Source organism: Polaribacter tangerinus (genome assembly GCF_038024095.1).
GTDB classification, from domain to species: Bacteria; Bacteroidota; Bacteroidia; order Flavobacteriales; family Flavobacteriaceae; genus Polaribacter; species Polaribacter tangerinus.
In genome coordinates, this window is the sequence record NZ_CP150668.1 from 1024517 (window position 1) to 1047061 (window position 22545).

Annotated in this window: 20 protein-coding genes; 16 read left to right on the forward strand and 4 right to left on the reverse strand. The window is 30.4% G+C overall.

Annotation, left to right across the window (positions count from 1 at the left end):
* Positions 1-39: 39 nt before the first annotated feature.
* Positions 40-1518: a sulfatase family protein gene (locus tag WHD54_RS04555; RefSeq protein ID WP_088324363.1), complete on the reverse strand. Its 1479-nt coding sequence runs from the start codon at positions 1516-1518 to the stop codon at positions 40-42.
* A gap of 171 nt (positions 1519-1689) precedes the next feature.
* On the opposite strand from WHD54_RS04555, the gene miaB reads away from it, so the two are divergent.
* The 7 genes from miaB (at position 1690) to groL (ending at position 8213) form a co-directional block, all read left to right on the forward strand.
* The gene (miaB, locus tag WHD54_RS04560) at positions 1690-3144 is read left to right on the forward strand and encodes a tRNA (N6-isopentenyl adenosine(37)-C2)-methylthiotransferase MiaB (RefSeq protein ID WP_088324362.1); all 1455 of its coding nucleotides are present in this window, start codon (positions 1690-1692) and stop codon (positions 3142-3144) included.
* 75 nt (positions 3145-3219) lie between these two features.
* Positions 3220-4443: a sigma 54-interacting transcriptional regulator gene (locus tag WHD54_RS04565; protein ID WP_088324361.1), complete on the forward strand. Its 1224-nt coding sequence runs from the start codon at positions 3220-3222 to the stop codon at positions 4441-4443.
* Positions 4444-4460: 17 nt separating this feature from the next.
* Positions 4461-4967 carry an LptE family protein gene (locus WHD54_RS04570; RefSeq protein ID WP_088324360.1) on the forward strand — a complete coding sequence of 169 codons (507 nt, stop codon included), beginning with the start codon at positions 4461-4463 and terminating at the stop codon, positions 4965-4967.
* 25 nt (positions 4968-4992) lie between these two features.
* Complete coding sequence (locus tag WHD54_RS04575) at positions 4993-5739, forward strand: hypothetical protein (RefSeq protein ID WP_088324359.1); 747 nt, start codon at positions 4993-4995, stop codon at positions 5737-5739.
* On the forward strand, positions 5736-6062 hold the full coding sequence (gene secG, locus WHD54_RS04580; RefSeq protein ID WP_088324358.1) for a preprotein translocase subunit SecG: 327 nt from the start codon (positions 5736-5738) through the stop codon (positions 6060-6062). The genes WHD54_RS04575 and secG overlap by 4 nt, the downstream gene beginning before the upstream one ends.
* A 174-nt stretch (positions 6063-6236) precedes the next feature.
* The gene (locus tag WHD54_RS04585; protein WP_068449432.1) at positions 6237-6512 is read left to right on the forward strand and encodes a co-chaperone GroES; all 276 of its coding nucleotides are present in this window, start codon (positions 6237-6239) and stop codon (positions 6510-6512) included.
* 66 nt (positions 6513-6578) lie between these two features.
* Complete coding sequence (gene groL / locus WHD54_RS04590) at positions 6579-8213, forward strand: chaperonin GroEL (RefSeq protein WP_088324357.1); 1635 nt, start codon at positions 6579-6581, stop codon at positions 8211-8213.
* Between the two features lie 145 nt (positions 8214-8358).
* Here groL and WHD54_RS04595 read toward each other — a convergent pair whose 3' ends face one another.
* A complete protein-coding gene (locus WHD54_RS04595) occupies positions 8359-9900 on the reverse strand; it encodes a glycine--tRNA ligase (protein ID WP_088324356.1) in 1542 nt (513 codons plus the stop codon).
* Between the two features lie 322 nt (positions 9901-10222).
* Between WHD54_RS04595 and WHD54_RS04600 the strand changes: the two genes are divergently transcribed.
* From WHD54_RS04600 to WHD54_RS04610, 3 genes are all read left to right on the forward strand, one after another.
* A complete protein-coding gene (locus tag WHD54_RS04600; RefSeq protein ID WP_088324355.1) occupies positions 10223-10909 on the forward strand; it encodes a ComF family protein in 687 nt (228 codons plus the stop codon).
* A gap of 89 nt (positions 10910-10998) precedes the next feature.
* Positions 10999-12582, forward strand: a complete 1584-nt coding sequence (locus WHD54_RS04605; RefSeq protein WP_233131008.1) for an Ig-like domain-containing protein — start codon at positions 10999-11001, stop codon at positions 12580-12582.
* Positions 12583-12653: 71 nt separating this feature from the next.
* Positions 12654-13445, forward strand: coding sequence for a THC0290_0291 family protein (locus WHD54_RS04610; protein WP_088324353.1), 792 nt, complete (start codon positions 12654-12656; stop codon positions 13443-13445).
* Positions 13446-13454: 9 nt separating this feature from the next.
* Here WHD54_RS04610 and WHD54_RS04615 read toward each other — a convergent pair whose 3' ends face one another.
* Positions 13455-13619 carry a hypothetical protein gene (locus WHD54_RS04615; protein ID WP_158211823.1) on the reverse strand — a complete coding sequence of 55 codons (165 nt, stop codon included), beginning with the start codon at positions 13617-13619 and terminating at the stop codon, positions 13455-13457.
* 10 nt (positions 13620-13629) lie between these two features.
* A complete protein-coding gene (locus tag WHD54_RS04620) occupies positions 13630-14196 on the reverse strand; it encodes an RNA polymerase sigma factor (RefSeq protein WP_233131007.1) in 567 nt (188 codons plus the stop codon).
* A 199-nt stretch (positions 14197-14395) separates the two neighbouring features.
* Between WHD54_RS04620 and WHD54_RS04625 the strand changes: the two genes are divergently transcribed.
* From WHD54_RS04625 to WHD54_RS04650, 6 genes are all read left to right on the forward strand, one after another.
* Positions 14396-15259, forward strand: coding sequence for a sigma-70 family RNA polymerase sigma factor (locus tag WHD54_RS04625; RefSeq protein ID WP_088324351.1), 864 nt, complete (start codon positions 14396-14398; stop codon positions 15257-15259).
* A 223-nt stretch (positions 15260-15482) separates the two neighbouring features.
* Positions 15483-16139, forward strand: a complete 657-nt coding sequence (gene rpe / locus WHD54_RS04630; RefSeq protein ID WP_088324350.1) for a ribulose-phosphate 3-epimerase — start codon at positions 15483-15485, stop codon at positions 16137-16139.
* Between the two features lies 1 nt (position 16140).
* Positions 16141-17502 carry an exonuclease domain-containing protein gene (locus tag WHD54_RS04635; RefSeq protein WP_088324349.1) on the forward strand — a complete coding sequence of 454 codons (1362 nt, stop codon included), beginning with the start codon at positions 16141-16143 and terminating at the stop codon, positions 17500-17502.
* Between the two features lie 3 nt (positions 17503-17505).
* Complete coding sequence (locus tag WHD54_RS04640) at positions 17506-18786, forward strand: FAD-dependent oxidoreductase (RefSeq protein WP_088324348.1); 1281 nt, start codon at positions 17506-17508, stop codon at positions 18784-18786.
* A gap of 178 nt (positions 18787-18964) precedes the next feature.
* Positions 18965-20089 carry a PepSY-associated TM helix domain-containing protein gene (locus WHD54_RS04645; protein ID WP_088324347.1) on the forward strand — a complete coding sequence of 375 codons (1125 nt, stop codon included), beginning with the start codon at positions 18965-18967 and terminating at the stop codon, positions 20087-20089.
* Between the two features lie 86 nt (positions 20090-20175).
* Positions 20176-22545, forward strand: coding sequence for a TonB-dependent receptor (locus WHD54_RS04650; RefSeq protein WP_088324346.1), 2370 nt, complete (start codon positions 20176-20178; stop codon positions 22543-22545).

Consider the following 22545-nt stretch of genomic DNA (forward strand, 5'->3'; position numbering starts at 1 on the left):
TATTTTTAAATTTTAATGTAAAATGTTAGTTTTTAAGTATTAAAACTTTCCGAAATTATTGGCATACCAATTTTCATAAGCCTCTTGTAACTCTTTTACTTTTTCTGGGTATTGTGCAGCAATATCTTTTCGCTCTCCGGCATCTTCTTTAAGATTGAATAATTTCAATTCTTTATTGTTAACAATTGGAGCAATGTACATTTGTGTAGGCTCACTTTTCCAATGGTTTTCTACTGCATTTGTCAACTTCCAATCCCCTTTTCTTACAGCCCAGTTTTTCTGCCATTTCCATACTAACAATCTATTTTTATCAATCTCATCCAATAAATTCACACCATCAATTGTAGAATCTGTTAAATTAACTCCAGCTGCTGTTGCTAATGTTGGCATTATATCAGTTGCCGAAACATAATTATCTTCCTTAGAATTTGGAGCTACTTTCTCTTCCCACACCAATGCCATAGGCACTCGAATTCCGCCTTCCCAAAGTGCATATTTTCCACCTGTTAATGGCCTATTATTTGCCCCTGTTAATGGGGAACCTCCATTATCTGAAATAAAAACAATAATGGTTTCTTTTTCTATTTTTTCTTCTTGTAAAACATCTAAAACACGCCCTATATTGTCATCTAAATTATTAAGATTTGCTAAATAATACTTTCTCAAGTCTTCAGAATTAATGGCGCCAACTCTAGAGTATTTGTCATAATAAGCCGCATAAGTACCTGCTTTCTTTTTTCCAAAAGCAACCAAACTATCTGGATGATAATTCGGTATTTCTTTAACATTATACTTATCTAGATATTTTTTTGGAACTTGATGAATTAAATGATGAACACCACTAAAAGAAAGCATTAAAAAGAAAGGCTTTTTGGTGTCTCTAGATTTCACATAAGAAACAGCTTCTTTAGATAAAATATCAGTTAAATAGCCATCATCATAACTTTTTGTAGTCATATTATGCATAAGTGGGCCAAGCAAAGCACTTGTACCATATGGATCGGGTGTAATATCTTTTATTTTTTGAGAATTTGCCCAATAATCGTGTGCATGAGCACTAAAACCCAAAAACTCATCGAAACCATGCTGCAATGGATATTCTCTTACATTATTTTTATGAAAATTTCTACCCAAATCATTCTTTCCAATTTTGGCAGTTGCATACCCTACTTCTTTTAAGTACTCTGCTAATGTTTTAACAGTATCAGGAAGACCAGGCCCCCAACTTGCTGGTTTATCCCATCTAAATTGATTTTTACCAGTAATAAATCCAACTCTAGAAGGACTACAAACAGGCGCTGTAACATAAGCTTTCGAATAAATTTTCCCTCTTTTTGCTAATCTAGAAATATTTGGAGTTTCGACGTTTGAATCATTGATAGCAAAGGGAGTAAAATCTGCATATCCTTGGTCATCAACAACTATAAATAAGATATTTGGTTTTTGAGATTTTTGAACACTATTACTATTACAAGAAAAAAGGAGGTAAAAAATTGATAGTGATAGTATTTTTTTCATGGATGCACATATTAGATTTCCAAATCTATAAATAAAAACATAAAAAACAAGAATTACCTAAACTTTATTGTTTTTTGTTACGGAATTAACAATAAAAAACCAGTTGTTTTTCTGCCAATTTGTCATTAATTTTCAATTTTGGTTGTATATTTGCAATTCATTTTTTTGAATATGGAACACACAGAAAAAGTAATTAACGAGAAGATTCAAGGAAAAGCGTTAATCACAGAAAACAAACCTGAAAACACAAAAAAACTGTTCATAGAAAGCTATGGCTGTCAAATGAACATGAATGATAGCGAAATAGTAGCTGCTATTTTAGATAAAGAAGGCTATAATACTACCCAAATTTTAGAAGAAGCAGACTTGGTGTTGGTAAATACCTGTTCTATTAGAGAAAAAGCAGAAACTACAGTTCGTAAACGTTTACAAAAATACAACAAAGTAAAACGTGTAAATCCTAAAATGAAAGTAGGTGTTTTAGGCTGCATGGCAGAACGTTTGAAAGAAAAGTTCTTAGAAGAAGAAAAAATTGTTGACTTAGTGGTAGGACCAGATGCCTACAAAGATTTACCAAATCTTTTAGAAGACGTTCACGAAGGTAGAAATGCTGTAAATGTATTGTTATCAAAAGAAGAAACTTACGGAGACATTGCACCAGTAAGACTTAACACCAACGGAGTCTCTGCCTTTGTATCTATTACAAGAGGATGCGATAACATGTGTACTTTTTGCGTGGTTCCTTTTACCCGAGGAAGAGAAAGAAGTAGAGATCCTAAAAGTATTTTAGAAGAAATACAAACAATGGTTAACAAAAACTATAAAGAAATTACATTGCTTGGGCAAAATGTAGACAGTTTTCTTTGGTATGGTGGTGGATTGAAAAAAGACTTTAAAAAAGCATCTGAAATGGCACAGGCAACTGCTGTGGGCTTTGCCGAATTATTAGATATGTGTGCTACTAGGTTTCCGAAAACTAGGTTTAGGTTTTCTACCTCTAACCCACAAGATATGCATTTAGATGTAATTCGAGTAATGGCAAAACACAAAAATATTTGTAAATACATTCACCTTCCTGTACAAAGCGGAAGCAATGCTATGCTAAAAGCTATGAACAGGCAACACACCAGAGAAGAATATATGGAGTTGGTAGATAATATTTTTAAAATAATTCCAGAAATGGCGTTATCTCAAGACATGATTGTGGGCTTTTGTGGTGAAACAGAACAAGATCATCAAGATACTTTAGAATTGATGAGATATGTAAAATACGATTTTGGTTTTATGTTTGCTTACTCTGAAAGACCAGGTACTTTAGCAGGAAAAAAGATGGAAGATGATGTGCCATTAGAAACTAAAAAAAGAAGATTACAAGAAGTTATAGATCTGCAGCAAGAACACTCTCTATACAGAACAAAACAACATTTAGGTAAAATAGAAGAATTTTTAATTGAAGGAACTTCTAAAAAGGACCCAAATAAATGGAAAGCTAGAAACACTCAAAATACAGTGGCTGTTTTCGATAAAGAAAATTATAAATTAGGCGATTTTGTAATGGTGAAAATAGAAGATTGTACTTCTGCAACATTATTAGGTAAAGCAGTTGGTTATTCAGACAATAATTAAGAAAAACCAATAGTAGTAATGCCAAATAATTACTATTACCTAAATTGATTTTCTTACAAATTATAGAAAAGAAAAATGGAAAACTTACAAGCATTAAAACAACGTTTTGGAATAATTGGTAATGATGTTCAGCTAAACCGAGCATTAGAAAAAGCAGTTCGAGTAGCACCTACAGATATTTCTGTTTTGGTAACCGGAGAAAGCGGTGTTGGTAAAGAAAGTATTCCGAAAATAATACATTCATTGTCGCACAGAAAACATGCAAAATATATTGCTGTAAACTGTGGTGCAATTCCAGAAGGAACAATAGATAGTGAGCTTTTTGGTCACGAAAAAGGCTCTTTTACAGGAGCAACACAAGACCGAAAAGGTTATTTTGAAGTTGCAGATGGTGGAACCATTTTTTTAGATGAGGTTGGAGAGCTACCTCTCACTACTCAAGTTCGACTTTTGAGAGTTTTAGAAAACGGAGAATTTATTAAAGTGGGTTCTTCAAAAACACAAAAAACAAGTGTAAGAATTGTAGCTGCAACAAACATAAACATGCAGTCGGCTATCGAAAAAGAACGCTTTAGAGAAGATTTATATTACCGATTAAGTACTGTAGAAATTCAATTACCCGCTTTAAGAGATAGAAACGAAGATATTCATTTGCTATTTCGAAAATTTGCAGCAGATTTTGCTCAAAAATATAGAATGCCCTCTATCAGACTAGATGAAAATGCTATACAAATACTCCTAAAATATAGATTCCCTGGAAACATTAGGCAATTAAAAAACCTAGCTGAACAAATATCTGTAATTGAAGAAAGCAGAACAATAACTGCAGCAAAACTACAACAATACTTACCTAATAATAAAGGGAATTTCCCAGCTATTGTTGGTGATAAAAAAGAAAATGATTTTTCTACAGAGAGAGATATTATGTATAAAATTCTCTTTGATATGAGAAATGATATTAATGACTTAAAGAAGCTTACTTTAGATTTGATGAAAAATGGAAACATTGAAGATGTTCAAGAAGAAAATCACCATTTAATAGAAAAAATTTATAGCGACAAAGAACTAAGAGAACACAATATAGAAGTATTAAACATCCCTCAAAACACGTCTTCGGACAAAGAATACGATTTTATTGAAACCATAGAAGAAGATGAATCTTTATCTTTACAAGACAAAGAAATTGAAATGATTAAAAGATCTTTAGAAAAAAACAATAATAAACGTAAATTAGCCGCAAAAGAGTTGGGCATTTCTGAGCGAACATTATACAGAAAAATTAAACAATACAATTTATAGTTAAAACAGAATTAAATATGAAAAAAATAATATTTGTATGTTTATTTACTACAAGCATGTTTTTGCTTGTTGGTTGCAAATTCTACTCCTTTACTGGAGGTGATGTTGGTAATGCCAAAACAATACAAGTAGATTTTTTTCCGAATCAAGCTCCATTAGTAGAACCTAATTTGAGTCAGGATTTTACTACAGAACTCCAAGATTTATTTACAAGACAAACAAACCTTAGTCTTGTTTCTAACAATGGCGATTTACAATTTAGTGGAGAAATTACGGGGTATAGAATTGCTCCTATGAGTGCAACCGCTGAACAAACTTCTGCTCAAAACAGACTTACCATAACCGTAAACGTTCGGTATGTTAATACTTTAGAAGAAAAGAAAAATTTTGAAAATTCGTTTTCGTTTTATTCCGATTATGATGCCAATGCACAATTAACCGGAAGTGTATTAGAAGCTGCATTAGATGAAATTTTAGAACGAATAACGCAAGACATCTTTAATGCATCTGTAGGTAAGTGGTAATAAAAAAGCTGTAAAAAAGTACGATTTGAAAATACAAAGTTTTATAAATATATTAGAAAATAACGCAACAATTAAGCAAGTAGAAACCGCTGAGTTAAAAAGTGTTGTTAGCGAATACCCTTATTTTCAGGCAGCTAGAGCTCTGTATTTAAAAGGTTTAAAAAACCAAGACAGCTTTAAGTACAATAACGAACTAAAAATTACTGCTAGCCATACTACCGACAGAAGTGTGTTATTTGACTTTATAACTTCATTTAACAAAGAACAAAATGAAAATATTCATCAACAAATAAATAAAAAAATAACATCAGAAAAAATAACAACATCAACAATTAGTTCAGAGAGTCCTAAAAAACAACCTCTTACAGTAATAGAAGATTTAAAAATAGGAAAACCTCTCAACTTTAAATCTACAGAAAACTATTCTTTTAACAAATGGCTAGAGCTTTCTGCACAAGTTCCTATTAGAAGAAAAGAAGAAAAACCCGCTCATTTAACAAATAAAAAAGAAGCAATAATTGAAAGTTTTATAAAAAATAATCCTAAGATTATCCCTTTAGAAAAAGGGAAAGAAGTTGCAGTTCCAGTAGCAGAAAACAAACAAGATGAAGCGCTAATGACAGAAACTTTGGCGAAAGTGTATCTTGAGCAAAAAAAGTATGAAAATGCAATTCAAGCATATCGAATTTTAAGTTTGAAATATCCAGAAAAAAGTGGTTTCTTTGCAGACCAAATTAAAAGAATACAAATTATCCAAAAAAATAAATCATGAGTTATACAGCTTTTTTAATTTTAATTCTGATTGTAGCCATAGCTTTAATTTTAATTGTTATGGTACAAAACCCTAAAGGTGGAGGTCTTTCTTCTTCTTTTGGTGGCGGCGGAGCACAATCATTAGGTGGCGTTCAAAACACAAACAACTTTTTAGATAGAACTACCTGGACTTTGGCAATAGCAATGTTCGCATTAATTTTATTAGCCAACTTTGCAATTCCAAGAGAGGGAGACAATGGTTTTGAACTAGAAAACACTCTAGATGGTATAGAAACTACAACACCAGTAGAGCAAAACATTACAAACGATAGTTTAAAATAAACAAAATATCAGTAAAAAAAATGCCAACGTAAATGACACGTTGGCATTTTTTTTTGCTAAAATATCATAATTATTTTCAGAAATTGAAAAATTGTCAGTCAATTTAAAATGGCATAATTTCTGAATAAATATCACTGAAAAAAATAATTTTATTAATCAAAATTTACATAAAAAATGGGATTAAACATTAAACCTTTAGCAGACAGAGTTTTGGTAGAACCAGCTCCAGCAGAAACAAAAACAGCTTCTGGACTTATAATACCTGACAATGCAAAAGAAAAGCCACAGCAAGGAACTGTTGTTGCTGTAGGAAACGGTAAAGTAGATGAGCCTTTAACTGTTAAAATTGGAGATACTGTTTTATATAGTAAATACGGCGGAACCGATTTAAAACTAGAAGGTAAAGATTATTTAATGATGCGCGAATCTGATATTCTAGCAATCATATAAACATAACGTATAACAGTAAAAATTTTTGTTTAACAGAAAATTTAACTAAAAGTAAAATTTAAAAAAATGGCAAAAGATATAAAATTTGATATTGAAGCAAGAGACGGCTTAAAAAGAGGTGTAGATGCACTTGCAAATGCAGTAAAAGTAACTTTAGGACCAAAAGGTAGAAATGTAATAATTTCTAAATCTTTTGGCGCACCAACTGTTACTAAAGATGGGGTTTCTGTAGCAAAAGAAGTAGAGTTAGAAAATGAGCTTGAAAACATGGGAGCTCAAATGGTAAAAGAAGTAGCTTCTAAAACAAACGATTTAGCTGGAGACGGAACAACAACTGCAACAGTTCTTGCACAAGCAATTGTAAAAGAGGGTTTAAAAAATGTTGCCGCTGGTGCAAATCCTATGGATTTAAAACGTGGTATAGACAAAGCAGTTACGGCAATTATTGCCGACTTAGAAAAGCAAACACAAAAAGTAGGAAATTCTTCAGACAAAATAAAACAAGTAGCAGCAATTTCTGCAAATAACGATGATGTTATTGGAGATTTAATTGCAACTGCATTTACCAAAGTTGGTAAAGAGGGAGTAATTACTGTAGAGGAAGCGAAAGGAATGGATACCTACGTAGATGTTGTAGAAGGTATGCAATTCGACAGAGGTTACTTGTCTCCTTACTTTGTAACTGATGCCGACAAAATGATTGCAGATTTAGAAGATCCTTATGTATTGTTATTCGACAAAAAAATATCTAATCTGCAAGAAATATTACCAATTCTAGAGCCTGTATCTCAGTCTGGTAGACCTTTATTAATTATTGCTGAAGATGTAGACGGACAAGCATTGGCTACTTTAGTAGTAAATAAATTACGTGGTGGCTTAAAAATTGCTGCTGTAAAAGCTCCTGGTTTTGGAGACCGTAGAAAAGCAATGTTAGAGGATATTGCAATTTTAACAGGAGGTACAGTTATTTCTGAAGAAAGAGGTTTCTCTTTAGAAAACGCTACATTAGATTTATTAGGTACTGCAGAGACAATTACGGTTGATAAAGACAATACAACTATTGTAAATGGTGCCGGTAATGCAGAAGCAATAAAAACAAGAGTAAATCAAATAAAAGCTCAAATAGAAACTACCACTTCAGATTACGATAAAGAAAAACTACAAGAACGTTTAGCTAAATTAGCTGGTGGTGTTGCTGTTTTATATGTTGGTGCTGCCTCTGAGGTAGAAATGAAAGAGAAAAAAGACCGTGTAGACGATGCTTTACACGCTACAAGAGCAGCTGTAGAAGAAGGTATTGTAGCTGGTGGTGGTGTAGCTTTAGTAAGAGCTAAAAAAGTGTTGGAAAAAATTACTACCGAAAATTTAGATGAAACTACAGGTGTTCAAATTGTAAATAAAGCAATTGAAGCTCCACTAAGAACTATCGTAGAAAATGCTGGTGGAGAAGGTTCTGTAGTAATTAACAAAGTTCTTGAAGGTAAAAAACACTACGGATATGACGCAAAAAGTGATGTATATGTAGACATGCTAGAAGCTGGAATTATAGACCCTAAAAAAGTTACTCGTGTTGCTTTAGAAAATGCAGCTTCAGTAGCAGGTATGATTCTTACTACAGAATGTGCTTTAATAGACATTAAAGAAGATGCTCCTGCTGGCGGAATGCCTCCAATGGGTGGTGGAATGCCAGGAATGATGTAACATAAATATGGTTTTGCAAGTATCTTAGTTTTGCGAAACTATAATCAAAAAATCCGTTAGAAGTTAACTTCTAACGGATTTTTATTTTTTAATAAGTTAAACATTATTTTAAATTCTATTTAAAACACTATTTAATCTTGTATTATTACATCCTTTTTAACCAAGACTGAACTGCAACTTCCTCTTTAATAATCGCTTTTAAATCAGATATTAACACTCGCTTTTGCTCCATTGTATCTCTGTGTCTAATTGTTACAGATTGGTCTTCTAAAGTATCGTGGTCTACGGTTACACAAAATGGAGTTCCGGCAGCATCTTGCCTTCTGTAACGCTTACCAACAGCGTCTTTTTCATCATAAAAAACATTAAAGTCCCATTTTAAATCGTCCATTATTTCTTTGGCTACTTCTGGTAGTCCATCTTTCTTTACTAAAGGAAAAATAGCAACTTTATAAGGTGCTAAAACAGCTGGTAGTTTTAAGACTGTTCTAAAAGTACCATTATCTAATTCTTCTTCTTGTAAAGAGTTTGAAAAAACAGCTAAAAACATTCTATCTAAACCTATAGAAGTTTCTACTACATAAGGAGTATAACTCTTATTTTCTTCATGATCGAAATATTGTAATTTCTTACCAGAATACTCCTCATGCGCTTTTAAATCGAAATCTGTTCTAGAATGTATTCCTTCTAGTTCTTTAAAACCGAAAGGAAATTTAAATTCAATATCTGCTGCTGCATCTGCATAATGAGCTAATTTTTCATGATCGTGAAAACGATAATTATCTGCACCCATTCCTAGGGATAAATGCCATTTTAAACGAGTTTCTTTCCAAGATTCATACCATTTCTTTTGGGTTCCTGGCTTTACAAAAAACTGCATTTCCATTTGTTCAAACTCACGCATTCTAAATATAAATTGTCTGGCTACAATTTCATTTCTAAATGCTTTTCCTGTTTGTGCAATTCCGAAAGGAATTTTCATTCTACCTGTTTTTTGAACATTTAAAAAGTTAACAAAAATTCCTTGTGCAGTTTCTGGCCTTAAATATACTTGAGTAGAAGTATCTGCAGAGGCACCTATTTGAGTGCCAAACATTAAATTAAACTGTTTTACTTCTGTCCAATTTCTAGAACCTGTTGATGGATCGGCAATTTCTAACTCTTCGATAAGTAATTTTACATCTGCTAAATCTTCATTAGATAAAGATTTACCTAAACGATTTAAAATAGTATCTATTTTTTCTTGGTAACCTAAAACTCTCTCATTTGTGGCTAAAAACTCTTGTTTGTTAAATCGGTCTCCAAAACGTTTCGCTGCTTTTGTTACTTCTTTATCTATTTTAGACTCAATTTTAGCACAATAATCCTCTACCAAAACATCTGCTCTGTAACGCTTTTTAGAATCTTTATTATCTATTAAAGGGTCATTAAACGCATCTACATGCCCCGATGCTTTCCATGTGGTTGGATGCATTAAAATAGAAGCATCTATACCAACAATGTTTTCGTGCATTTGCACCATTGCCTTCCACCAATAATCTCTAATATTCTTTTTTAACTCTGCACCATTTTGTGCATAATCGTACACCGCACTTAACCCATCGTATATTTCAGATGATTGAAATACATAACCGTATTCTTTTGCGTGCGATAATACTTTTTTAAATTGATCTTCTTGTTTTGCCATAATAGCGACAAATATAAACGTTTGTAAAGTTTTTTCAATAAAAAAATAATCGACTTTTTGTATTATTTCTCAAATATCATCAGAAAAATTAAAACTTGAAAAATGTGTAAAAAAAATGGCCTAAAATCGATAATTCAATAAATAAACATCATTCGTAAAAATTACAATCACGGTTGTAAAAATGCTATTCTTAAAGTTACTTTAAAGTTATGTAGTTGATAATTGATAACTTAACATCAGCTTCAATTTCATACAAGACCAAATAACATTCGAAAACAAAATAAATAGCTTGTTTTTTTTTCAGTATATTAGATAAAAAACTATGAATATTATTAGCGATTTTTTATTACTTTTTTATCCTAAACTATGTGCGTGTTGTAAAAAGCAGTTGGTAGAAAATGAATTGATTATTTGTACTTTTTGTAGACACGATATGCCTTTGGCAAATTTTAAAAACGGAATCGATAATAAGGTATTTACAATTTTTAAGGGAAGGATTCCAATAGAAAAAGCTTTTTCTTTACTAATATACAGAAAAGAAGGAATTACAAAAAAACTAATTCAAGAGTTAAAATATAAAGGAAATGAAGAAATTGGGGAAGTTTTTGGGGATTGGATTGGAAAATTACTAAAAAAAAGTAATGAGTTTAAAGAAATAGACTATGTTATTTCTGTTCCCTTACATACAAAAAAACTAAAAAAAAGAGGCTACAATCAAGTAGATAAATTAGCTATAAATATAAGTAAACAATTAAATATTCCCTTTGTAAAAAAGGTGCTAGTGAGAGCTAACAAAACTAAAACCCAAACTTTAAAAATGCGTTTCGAACGATTTAAAAATCTAGAAACTACCTTTAAACTAACAAATAACAGTTACTTTAAAAACAAGCACATTCTTATTGTAGATGACATTGTTACCACGGGTGCTACTTTAGAGGCATGCGCCAAAGAACTACAAAAAACACCCAACGTAAAAATAAGTATTGCTACCATTGCCTACACCGAATAATGTAGGTTAAAAGTGAAAAATAAATTGTTAATTTGTATCAAATTTTAAATTTCGTGAAAACCAATTATACATTTATTTTTTTAACAATAGTGAGTTTCTTTATATTAAGTTGCGCTAAAACTGGCAGACCAGATGGTGGCCCTAAAGATGAAACTCCTCCTTTACTAGTTACCTCAGAGCCTTCTTATAAATCTATTAATTTTAAAGAAAAAGAGGTAAAACTATATTTTAATGAGTTTGTTAAATTAAAAGATTTAAATAAACAATTAATTGTTTCTCCTCCTTTAAAAACACCCCTTTTAGTATCTCCTCAAGGCACAGCTAGTAAGTTTATTAAAATAAAAATAGTAGATACTTTAAAGAAAAATACTACCTATATATTTAATTTTGGTAACGCCATTGAAGATAATAATGAAAACAATAAATTAGAAAATTTTAAATATGTGTTTTCTACTGGAAATTACATCGATTCTTTAAAAACAAGTGGAATCGTTAAAGATGCCTACAAAAACAAACAACCGAAAAAAACGAATATTGCCTTATACAGAATTGATAGTACTTTTACAGACTCTATTGTGTTTAAAGAAAAACCCAATTATGTTACTTCTGCATTAGATACTACAAAATTTGATTTTACGAATTTAAAAGAAGGTAAGTACTTATTAATAGCTTTAGAAGAATCTTTTAACGACTATATTTACAATCCTAAGCTCGATAAAATTGGGTTTTATAAAGACACCATTACTTTACCGAAAGATAGTATATTAACTACTCCTATTTCTATATTTAAAGAAGAACAACCCTACCGATTTATTAGAGCAAAAGAAGTCTCTAAAGGAAAAATAATTTTTGCTTTTGAAGGAAAAAAAGAGAACCTGCATGTAAAATTACTTTCTAAAGTTCCTGAAGAATATAAAAGTATAGCACAATTAGAAAAAGGAAAAGACACCTTAAATTATTGGCATACCCCGTTAGATAGAGATTCTCTAAACTTTGTTGTTTCTAATAATAAATTCTTAGACACAATTACTGTGAAATTTAGAAAGAAAAAAATAGATTCTCTTAAAATTTCTTCTACCATAAGTGGAGTACTTCATTTTAGGGATACTTTTTTTATAGAAAGTAATACTCCTATTATAAAAATAGATACTACTAAAATTAACTTTAGTATTAAGGATTCTATTGCTATAAATTATAAAAAAATAACAATCGACAAAGAAAATAGAATAGCCTTTTTGTTTGACAAACAAGAAAACGAAAACTATAATTTACAGTTTTTACCAGCTGCTTTTCAAGACATTTATAAAGTAACTAACGATACCTTAAACTATAAATTAAAAACTAAAGAAGTAGAAGATTACGGTAAAATAACATTAAACATAGAAAATCCAAACTCAGAAAATGTAATTATTGATTTACTTTCTGGAAAAGACAAAGACAAGATTGTAGACAGAAAATATGTAAACAATTCTGGTAAATTAGTATTTAATCTTCTAGAACCACAAACATACACCTTTAGAGCTATTATTGATGCTAACAATAATAAAAAATGGGATACTGGAAATTATCTTCTAAAAACTTTTCCTGAAAAAGTAATATATTATAAAGAAGAATTAGAAGTAAGAGCTAATTATTTTTTAGAAAACACATTCATTATCAATAATTTAAAATAATTAAATAAAAAATGTTTTTTTTTAAATAAAATTTGAATATGTTTGTGAAATAAACAATAGATCCCTAAGTCTTGAGAATTTCATTAACAATTAGCTTTCTGATTGTTACTATTTCTAGTTTTAACGCACAACATTTAACCAATGATATTGGTGTGTTTATTGGTACAAATAGTTTACAAACAGATTATGGCAAAAGAGGAGATTTTGCCAGCAACTTTAAAAATAGAAACAGCTCTTTTACTGTTGCCCATTACCTACACTTTTTTAATAAAAACACCCTTTGGAACCCCAATGATGCGTTTATCAATCACATTATGTTAAAAACTGAGCTCCAGTTTATTAACAAAATTAAGTTAGAGCATCATGGTTTTTGGGCAGAGCAGCAAACTCCAAGTGGTGTAAAAATCCGTGCTATGACAGGGAACGTAAAAATAACGAATGTAGGCATGAGTTTGGAATATTATTTACGTCCGTTAAAAGAGTTTATTTATCCGTACGCTACTACTTTATTTAACCCGTTTGTTTCTGTAGGAATTCAATATTCAATTTTCGAAAATAGTTTGCATTCAGAATTAGGTAACTGGAGAGAAGACATTACAGTACTTCCTAATAAATTTGGGCTCGAAAATGCACTTGATATTGGCAAAGGACAATCTATTATTATTAATATTGGCTTTGGTACACGATATAAATTATCTAAAAATATAGATATAATTACTCAGTTAAATCATAGATATTTCTTATCAGATAGTGTAGATGGCCTTCAGGCAAATGTACCAGAAAATCAAAATAACGAATGGATGGTAAGTATGGAATTTGGGGTAATTTATCACTTAAACTTTAACTCCCCCTTATTTAAGTAGTAGTAAAAATTATTTTTTGTTAAAAAAATGAGTAATTGTTTTTGGGTATTTAAGTAAATAATACTCCGAAACTTCTATTGTATACTTAATAAATTTTACATCTAACAAAACATTTCGCTTTACTTTTGTAGAAGCCTTTTGTTTTGGTAGCATGTCTTTAAATGAATTACTCATATACAATTTATTAAAGTGACTCGTATGCTTTTACAAGTTTTTCTTTAGCTCTTTTAACTCGCATTTTTACGGCGCTTTCTCCAATCTCTAAAATATCCTGAATATCTTTAATACTTCTGTCATCTTGATATTTCATTAATAAAATCATTTTATCAGCTGGAGAAATTAGTGTTAATGCCTCTTTAAGTTTTGCCGTTTTTAAGGCCAAAAAGTAAGAATCTTCAACATCGCTATAAGTGCTTACTTCTCTAATATCATCTGTAATTACAGTTTGTTTCTCTTGCTTTTTATAACTATTTCTTTGTACATAATTTACACAAAAATTGTAAGTAAAAGAATACAACCAAGTAGAAAATTTAGCAGTTCCTTTAAAGGTATTCAATTTTAAAAATAATCTTACAAAAACATCATGCATTAAATCTTCAGCCTCTTCCTTACTCTTAGAAAAACTATAACATTTATTATAAACTACCTTAGAAAACCTGTCGTAAAGAGTTGCAAATAACTCGGTATTGTTTGTCTTAACAATTTCAAAAACCAACTCTTCATCTGAAATTTTAACTGCTACTGTGTTCACGATAACTTAATTTATATGACACAAAAGAACTAAAGAAGTCACAGAATAAAATTTTAAAAAGTCAAACTGCTTAATAGTATCGTTAAATGGTAGATAAATATCTTTTTTAAAAAAAAGATTATTTTTTGTAACATTTTATTCAAATAGAACGTATAACTATATGCAGCAAAGCAATTATAATAAAACGTCATAGTATACAATGAGACAACTTAAAATTACAAAACAAGTAACCAATAGAGAAACTGCTTCTTTAGACAAATATTTACAAGAAATTGGTAAAGTAGACCTAATTACAGCAGACGAAGAAGTAGAATTGGCACAATTAATTAAAGCTGGCGACCAAAGAGCGCTAGAAAAATTAACGAAAGCCAATTTAAGATTTGTGGTTTCTGTTGCTAAACAATATCAAAACCAAGGCTTAACACTACCAGACTTAATAAACGAAGGCAATTTAGGCTTAATTAAGGCAGCCAAACGTTTTGATGAAACTAGAGGTTTTAAATTTATCTCCTATGCCGTTTGGTGGATTCGTCAATCTATTTTGCAAGCGCTAGCAGAACAATCTAGAATTGTACGCTTACCGTTAAATAAAATTGGTTCTATCAACAAAATTAACAAAATGTATGCTTTCTTAGAGCAAGAAAATGAACGTCCGCCAAGTGCAGAAGAAATTGCAAAAAAATTAGATATGACGGTTAATGACGTTAAAGAATCTATGAAAAATTCTGGCCGTCACGTATCTATGGACGCTCCTCTTATAGAAGGCGAAGACTCAAATTTATATGATGTCTTAAACTCCGGAGAATCTCCAAATCCAGACAAACAACTTTTACACGAATCTTTAAGAATAGAAATAAACAGAGCTTTAGAAACACTTACTCCTAGAGAAGCAGATGTAGTAAAATTATACTTTGGCTTGGGTGAACATCAACCAATGACACTCGAAGAAATTGGAGAAACTTTCGATTTAACACGTGAGCGTGTTCGTCAAATAAAAGAAAAAGCGATTAGAAGATTAAAGCATACCTCCAGATCTAAAATTTTAATGACCTACCTTGGTTAGTAATTTTACTTTTCTGAATAAGAATATTTTAAAACTCTCGATTTATTCGAGAGTTTTTTTTTGAAGCCAATACCTGCTTTTCACTATATCTTTTTGTAAAAAACAAAAAGGATGCCGTTTCAATCAGGGCTAAAAATACTTGTTAACTTTTTTAACGCAGAACAGATACACACTTATTAAATTAATTATCTTTGTAAAACATAAAAAAACATACCACTAAACAATGAAAAATTTAATTGCTCCCTCTATTTTAGCCGCAGACTTTGCCAATTTACAAAGAGACATCGAAATGGTAAACAATAGTGATGCCGACTGGTTTCACATAGATATTATGGATGGAGTTTTCGTACCAAATATTTCATTTGGTATGCCGGTTTTAAAAGCTATTACCAAACATGCTACAAAAACAATAGATGCGCATTTAATGATTGTAAATCCAGACCAATACATAGAAACATTTGCAAAATTGGGTGTAGATATTCTTACTGTACATTACGAAGCGTGTACGCATTTACACAGAACCATACAAGCCATTAAAGCTGCCGGTATGAAAGCCGGTGTTGCCCTAAACCCACACACACCAATTGCTGTATTAGAAGATATAATTATCGATTTAGATGTTGTTTGTATTATGAGTGTAAACCCAGGATTTGGTGGACAATCATTTATAGAAAATACTTACAAAAAAGTAACACAACTAAAACATTTAATAGAGTTTTCTAATTCGAATTGTCAAATAGAAATAGATGGCGGTGTTACCAATAAAAATGCCAATCAATTAATAGAAGCTGGAGCCAATGTGTTAGTAGCCGGTAGCTATGTTTTTGGGGCAGAAAATCCGACAGAGACAATTGCAGATTTAAAAAATATAATTCAATAATTTGTATGCTGTTGTAGACATAGAAACTACAGGAAACGGATATAAAGGTCAGAAAATTACAGAAATATCCGCACTTATTTTCGATGGAGAAAAAATTGTTAACGAATTTACCTCTCTTGTAAATCCAGAGCAAAACATTCCAGCATTTATTACCAATCTTACTGGTATTACCAATGCCATGGTAAGAAATGCACCTAAATTTTATGAAATTGCAAGAGAAATAGAACAAATAACTCAAAATACAATTTTTGTTGCCCATAACGTAAACTTCGACTATAATATTATAAGAGATGAATTTAAAAACCTTGGATTCGATTTTAAACGCAAAAAACTGTGTACCGTTCGCCTTACAAGAAAAATAATGCCCGGTTTGCCTTCTTATAGTTTAGGCAATATTTGTTCTAGAGAAAACATTCCTATAAATGGCAGGCATAGAGCAAAAGGAGATGCCGAAGCAACGGTAGAATTATTTAAAAGATTAATTGAAAGAGATTCAAATTTTACCATAAACTCTTTTTTAAACCCTCGTTCTCGTCAAGCAACTTTACCTCCATTATTAGATAAAAAAACAGTCGATAGCTTACCAGAAAATCATGGCGTTTATTATTTTAAAAATAATGCTAAAGAAATCATTTATATAGGAAAAGCAAATAATATTAAGCAACGAGTAATAAGTCACTTTTACGACAAAAAGAAAAAAGAGCAAAAAATGTGCTTAGAAATTGCAGATATCTCTTATACTGAGACAGGTAGCGAGCTTTTGGCATTATTACACGAATCTGAAGAAATTAAAAATAAGTACCCGAAATATAACAGAGCACAAAGAAAAAGCGGAGAAGCTGTTGGTCTTTTCACCTATGAAGACCAAAAAGGAATTATACATTTAGCATACAACAGACTAAAGCTAATTTCTAACCCATTACTTAAATATTATAGTGTATCAGAGGCTAGAAATCATCTAGAAAAATTATGCGCTAGTTTTAATTTATGCCCGAAATATTGCCACCTACAAACCAATGTTTCTAGTTGCTTTCATTATCAAATTAAAGAATGTAAAGGTATTTGTTGTGAAAAAGAATCTGTAGAAGAATATAATTTGCGTGTTAAAGAAGCTATTAATTCTATAGGTATTGGAGCAGAAAATCTGGTAATTGAAGAAACTGGGAGAAATAAAAATGAAATTGGATTTGCACTTATTATAGATAGTATTTACAAAGGTTTTGGTTATATAGACAAAACAAGAGCAACAACACTAAAAAATCCTGAAGACTATATTTTATTTACAACTCCCAAAAAAGATAATAGAGATATTCAACGAATTTTAAATGCATACTTAAGAAAAAAGAACAACGTAACAAGTTAGAAAATGAAGAAATCGGACTATAAAATACATATTATTGGTGCAGGTATTAGTGGTTTAATAGCTGCAAAAGTTTTAGAAGATAATGGCTACAAGCCAACAGTTATCGAAGCTTCTTACTCTGTTGGAGGTCGTGTAAAATCCGACTTAGTTAAAGGATATTTTCTAGATCATGGTTTTCAAGTATTATTAAGTGAATATCCAGCAGCAAAAAAATACCTAAACTTCAATTCGTTAAATTTACAACACCTTTTGCCAGGTGCAATCATTTATAAAAATGGTCATAAAACAATTATTGGAGATCCACTAAGAAATTTATCTTTATTGATGCCTACTTTAAAATCATCAATTGGAACTTTTTCAGACAAATTAAAAATTCTTAAGCTCAACAATACTCTTAAGAAAAAGGAAATTTCTGCAATATTTTCTACCCCAGAAAAAACAACATTACAGTATCTTAAAGACTTTGGATTCTCAGAATCTATCATTCAAAGTTTCTTCAAACCCTTTTTTACAGGTATATTCTTAGAATCTGACTTGGATACTTCTAGTAGGATGTTCGAATTTGTTTACAAAATGTTTGGTAAAGGTTATGCGATGATACCAAAAGAAGGAATTCAAGAAATACCTAACCAACTGAAAAAAAACTTAAAAAACACTTCTTTTAAATTTAATACATTAGCAAAAGAAATAAAGGACAACGAAATTGTTTTGTCAGACAATACTAGTCTAAAAACTCATATAACAATTATTGCTACCGAAGCTACTCAGTTGGTTTCTAATTTGAAAAATCAAGATATAGTATGGAAAAGTTGTGATACTTTATATTTTGAAACATCTGTAAATGCTATTGGTAAACCACTTATAGGTTTAATAGCAGATAAAAGTGCACTGATTAACAACATTTTTTTTCCTACAAGTGTTTCTAAAAATAAAGATGCTAAAAAAGAACTATTATCTGTTACTATTGTTAAAGAACATCACCTGACTGAAGAAGAACTTGTTTTAAAAGTTTCTGATGAATTAAAAAAACATTGTGCTATTAACGATGTTGCATTCCTAAAAAGATATCAAATTAAAAAAGCATTGCCGAAGTTAACTAACTTACAATATGAAATTGCAAGCACTGAAACCAAACTAAAATCGACCATATTTTTAGCAGGTGATCAATTATTAAACGGATCATTAAATGCCGCAATGATTTCAGGAGAAAGAGCAGCAATGGGAGTAATAGGTACTTTAGAAGACAATTTAATTGTAGATGAATTAACTTCTGAATATAAATAATAGTTCAAAAAAGTTTATAGTAAAAAACTATCTCTTTTCATTAAAAGACTAATTATTGGTTTTAAAAAGTGTTAAACTTGAAAAGAAAATGATGATTTAGTTATTTATAATTATTATAAATAATATATTTGCATGAAAAAAATTATTCTATTTTTTTTCTGTAAAAACGAAAGAATCATTGATAAAAAAAACAAAACATAGCCTTAAAAATTTTGTAAGAATTGCTCATTTATGGCTCGGATTTTCTTCTGGAATTATTGTATTTATCATTGCCATCACTGGCTGTATTTTTGTTTTTCAAGATGAAATTAAAGACAATATTTATGATTGGAGGTTTATCGAACCACAAGAAAAGATATTTGTTGGCCCTGCAACTATTTTCGATACTATTAAAAAAAAACACCCCAATAGTAAACCAACAATGGTGGTATATCATAACAAAACAAGGCCAGCAGTGGTGGAAATTCAAATTGATAACACACCCTTTAATATTCATCTAAATCCATTTACTGGAAAAATAATTCATGAACAAAATTTAGAAACAGACTTTTTTTTAGTGGTAGAAAGATTACATCGCTTTTTATTACTGCCCGAAAAAATTGGCAAACAAGTTACAGGAATTGCAACACTTATATTTATGGTTATGCTCATTTCTGGTTTGATACTTTGGTGGCCTAAAAAACTAAAAGGTGCCGCTAAACACTTTAAAATTAAGATGAACGCCAAATGGCGAAGAAAAAATTATGATTGGCATCGTATAATTGGGTTTTATCTAATTTTACCTTCTACAGTTATTGCAATAACAGGGCTAGCTTTTACCTACGAATGGGTAAATGAAGGTTTATTTAAAATCGGTAATATTACAAATAACAAGCCTACTTTTAAAGAACCATCTAGCTTTAAAAATATTAAAAGTGCTTCAGATATTGCGCTAGATACCTCTTTAATTGAAACACAAAATTTAATTCCCGAAAGCGGAATGCTTTTTGTTTGGAATCGAGGAAACGGAGAACCAATCGTAACAGGTTCATATCCTGATGCACTAGAATTCGACCATCAATCAAATTTTTATTTTCACCCAGAAAACGGACGTTTAATAGCTACTCAATATTATAATGATAAAAGCCCAGGAACTCGCCTACAAGAAATGAATTATGGCATACACACAGGTCAATATTTAAATCTATTTGGTAAAATAATGGCTTTTTTAACCAGCTTATTTATTGCTTCTTTGCCAGTAACGGGTACACTTATTTGGTGGGGTAGAAAACGTAAAAATAAAAACAAAAAAATCTCATATTAATCTTGCACAAACTAACATTGGTTTGTAGATTTGCATATTATTTATAATTAGTCTTAATAAATAGAAGATAATAATTACAATAAGATTTGAGAGAGATATTTACCATTTTATTAATTTTTATTATTGGGTGTTTTCATACAATAGCACAAAAAAAAATAACTGGATCTGTAACTGATACTTATGGGAACCCTCTTTTTGGAGTAAATATTGTTATAAGAGAAGTAAATACTGGTGTTGCCTCAGATATTTCTGGTAAATATGAAATTAAAGGCGATTTTAAGGGAAAATATACTATCGAATTTTCTTACCTAGGCTATAAAAAAGAGATAAAAAAAATAGATTTCTCATCAGTAAACCAGATATTGTTAAACACTACTCTATTAGAATTAGCCTCTGATTTAAATAACATAAAAATTGTTACAAAAGGTGCTCTTAGAAAAGCAAGAGAACAGGCATATGCTGTAACTGTTATTAAAGCAGAAGACTTATACAATACGGGATCAAACTTAAATGAAGTATTAAACAGCACTGCCGGGGTTAGAGTTAGGCAAGACGGTGGTTTGGGTTCTAGTTTTTCATTTTCTTTAAATGGTTTTTCTGGAAAACAAGTAAAATTTTTTCTAGATGGTATTCCTATGGATAATTTTGGTTCTTCTTTAACTCTTAATAATTTTCCAATAAATTTAGCAGAAAACATAGAAATATATAAAGGTGTAATACCGATAACTCTTGGTTCTGATGCTTTAGGTGGCGCAGTTAATATTATTACTCGAAAAGATGCTAATTATTTAGATGCCTCATACGGGTATGGATCTTTTAATACTCACAAAACAAACATAAATTATGCATTCACTTCACCAAAAACTGGATTTACCACTAGAGCTAAAGTTTTTTATAATTATTCAGATAACAACTTTAAAGTTAAAGTGGCTCCGATAGATTTACAAACTAATCAAAGATTACCGATTCAATATGTAGAACGTTTTCATGACAAATATCAATCTACTACTGCAAACCTAGAAATGGGTGTGGTAAACAAACCTTATGCAGATAAATTAATTGTGGGTTTAATAGCTTCTAAAAATGATAAAGAAATTCAAACTGGAGTTATTATGGATCAGGTTTTTGGAGCACGTACCACCAACTCAACTTCTCTAATTCCTACTATAAAATATTATAAAAAAGATATTTTTACAGACGGATTAGATATTAAATTAAATGTAGCTTATAATACCTCAAAAAATAAGTTTATAGACACCACAAAAGTTAAGTATAATTGGCTAAAAGATAAAATTAACACCACAAGCGCGGAAGCATATAGAACTCAATTGGAAAATAAGGAAAGTGAAACTATTGTAACTTCAAATATAGCCTACGAACTTACTAAACAACATCAAATATCACTAAACTATCAATTCTCTAATTTTAACAGAGAATCAAAAGACATAGAAAACCCGAATAATATTTCTCTAAAGTTTCCACAAGGTTTACAAAAACAAACTTATGGATTGGCATATCAAGCAAAATTAAAACAATTTAACGGAACTCTTTTTAGTAAATACTATCATCTAAAAGCAAACACATTCAAGCAAGTTTTAGGTTCAACAAATGTAGAGAGCTTAGAAATTGCTCTTAATAATTTTGGTCATGGAGTTGCTATGTCTTACTTTTTGGGTTCTAAAATTCAAATAAAAACTTCTTTAGAGAGAACTTTTAGGCTTCCAGAGGTTACAGACTTGTTAGGAGACGGTCTCTTTATTAGGAGAAATATAGACCTAAAACCAGAAAACAGCTTAAATTTTAATCTCGGTTTGTCTTATGAAAAGAATTTGAATGACCTAAACAAATTAAAAGTAGATGTAAATTATCTACTTCGAAAGTCAGAAAATTTTATTCGATTGGATCAATCTCAATCACAACCAGTAGACCGACAATTTGTAAATATTGGAAAAGTTAATACAACAGGTTATGAAATAAATTTAGAGTATGACTGGAAAAAAAGATTACATATTTCTTCAAACATAACATATCAAAATATCATAGACAAACAGCAGCTCTTATCGAGCACAAACTTATCGGGAACTTCTACTTCACCTAACTTTAACTATAACTTTCGGGTTCCAAATATTCCTTATTTATACGGAAACCTAAATTTGAATTATAATATTTCGAATATAAATTTAAAAAACAAGTTTCAAATAGGATATTCTTTAAATTATGTAAAAGAATATTTTTTTACACCCAATCAATTAGGTGCAAATAACCAAGATAATATACCAACTCAATTGTCTCATAATGCACTTATTTCGTATGCAATAGATAATGGAAAATTTAATATTTCATTTGAAGTCGACAACATAACAAATGAAAATTTGTTTGACAACTATTTATTACAAAAACCAGGTCGTTCCCTTTTTATCAATTTAAGATATTTTATAAGTAAAACAACACAATAA

Excerpts from the sequence above, each read along its gene's own strand:
- WHD54_RS04555 (WP_088324363.1), bottom strand. The coding sequence starts at position 1,518 with ATGAAAAAAATACTATCACTATCAATTTTTTACCTCCTTTTTTCTTGT.
- miaB (WP_088324362.1), top strand. The coding sequence starts at position 1,690 with ATGGAACACACAGAAAAAGTAATTAACGAGAAGATTCAAGGAAAAGCG.
- WHD54_RS04565 (WP_088324361.1), top strand. The coding sequence starts at position 3,220 with ATGGAAAACTTACAAGCATTAAAACAACGTTTTGGAATAATTGGTAAT.
- WHD54_RS04570 (WP_088324360.1), top strand. The coding sequence starts at position 4,461 with ATGAAAAAAATAATATTTGTATGTTTATTTACTACAAGCATGTTTTTG.
- secG (WP_088324358.1), top strand. The coding sequence starts at position 5,736 with ATGAGTTATACAGCTTTTTTAATTTTAATTCTGATTGTAGCCATAGCT.
- WHD54_RS04585 (WP_068449432.1), top strand. The coding sequence starts at position 6,237 with ATGGGATTAAACATTAAACCTTTAGCAGACAGAGTTTTGGTAGAACCA.
- groL (WP_088324357.1), top strand. The coding sequence starts at position 6,579 with ATGGCAAAAGATATAAAATTTGATATTGAAGCAAGAGACGGCTTAAAA.
- WHD54_RS04595 (WP_088324356.1), bottom strand. The coding sequence starts at position 9,900 with ATGGCAAAACAAGAAGATCAATTTAAAAAAGTATTATCGCACGCAAAA.
- WHD54_RS04600 (WP_088324355.1), top strand. The coding sequence starts at position 10,223 with ATGAATATTATTAGCGATTTTTTATTACTTTTTTATCCTAAACTATGT.
- WHD54_RS04615 (WP_158211823.1), bottom strand. The coding sequence starts at position 13,619 with ATGAGTAATTCATTTAAAGACATGCTACCAAAACAAAAGGCTTCTACA.
- WHD54_RS04625 (WP_088324351.1), top strand. The coding sequence starts at position 14,396 with ATGAGACAACTTAAAATTACAAAACAAGTAACCAATAGAGAAACTGCT.
- rpe (WP_088324350.1), top strand. The coding sequence starts at position 15,483 with ATGAAAAATTTAATTGCTCCCTCTATTTTAGCCGCAGACTTTGCCAAT.
- WHD54_RS04640 (WP_088324348.1), top strand. The coding sequence starts at position 17,506 with ATGAAGAAATCGGACTATAAAATACATATTATTGGTGCAGGTATTAGT.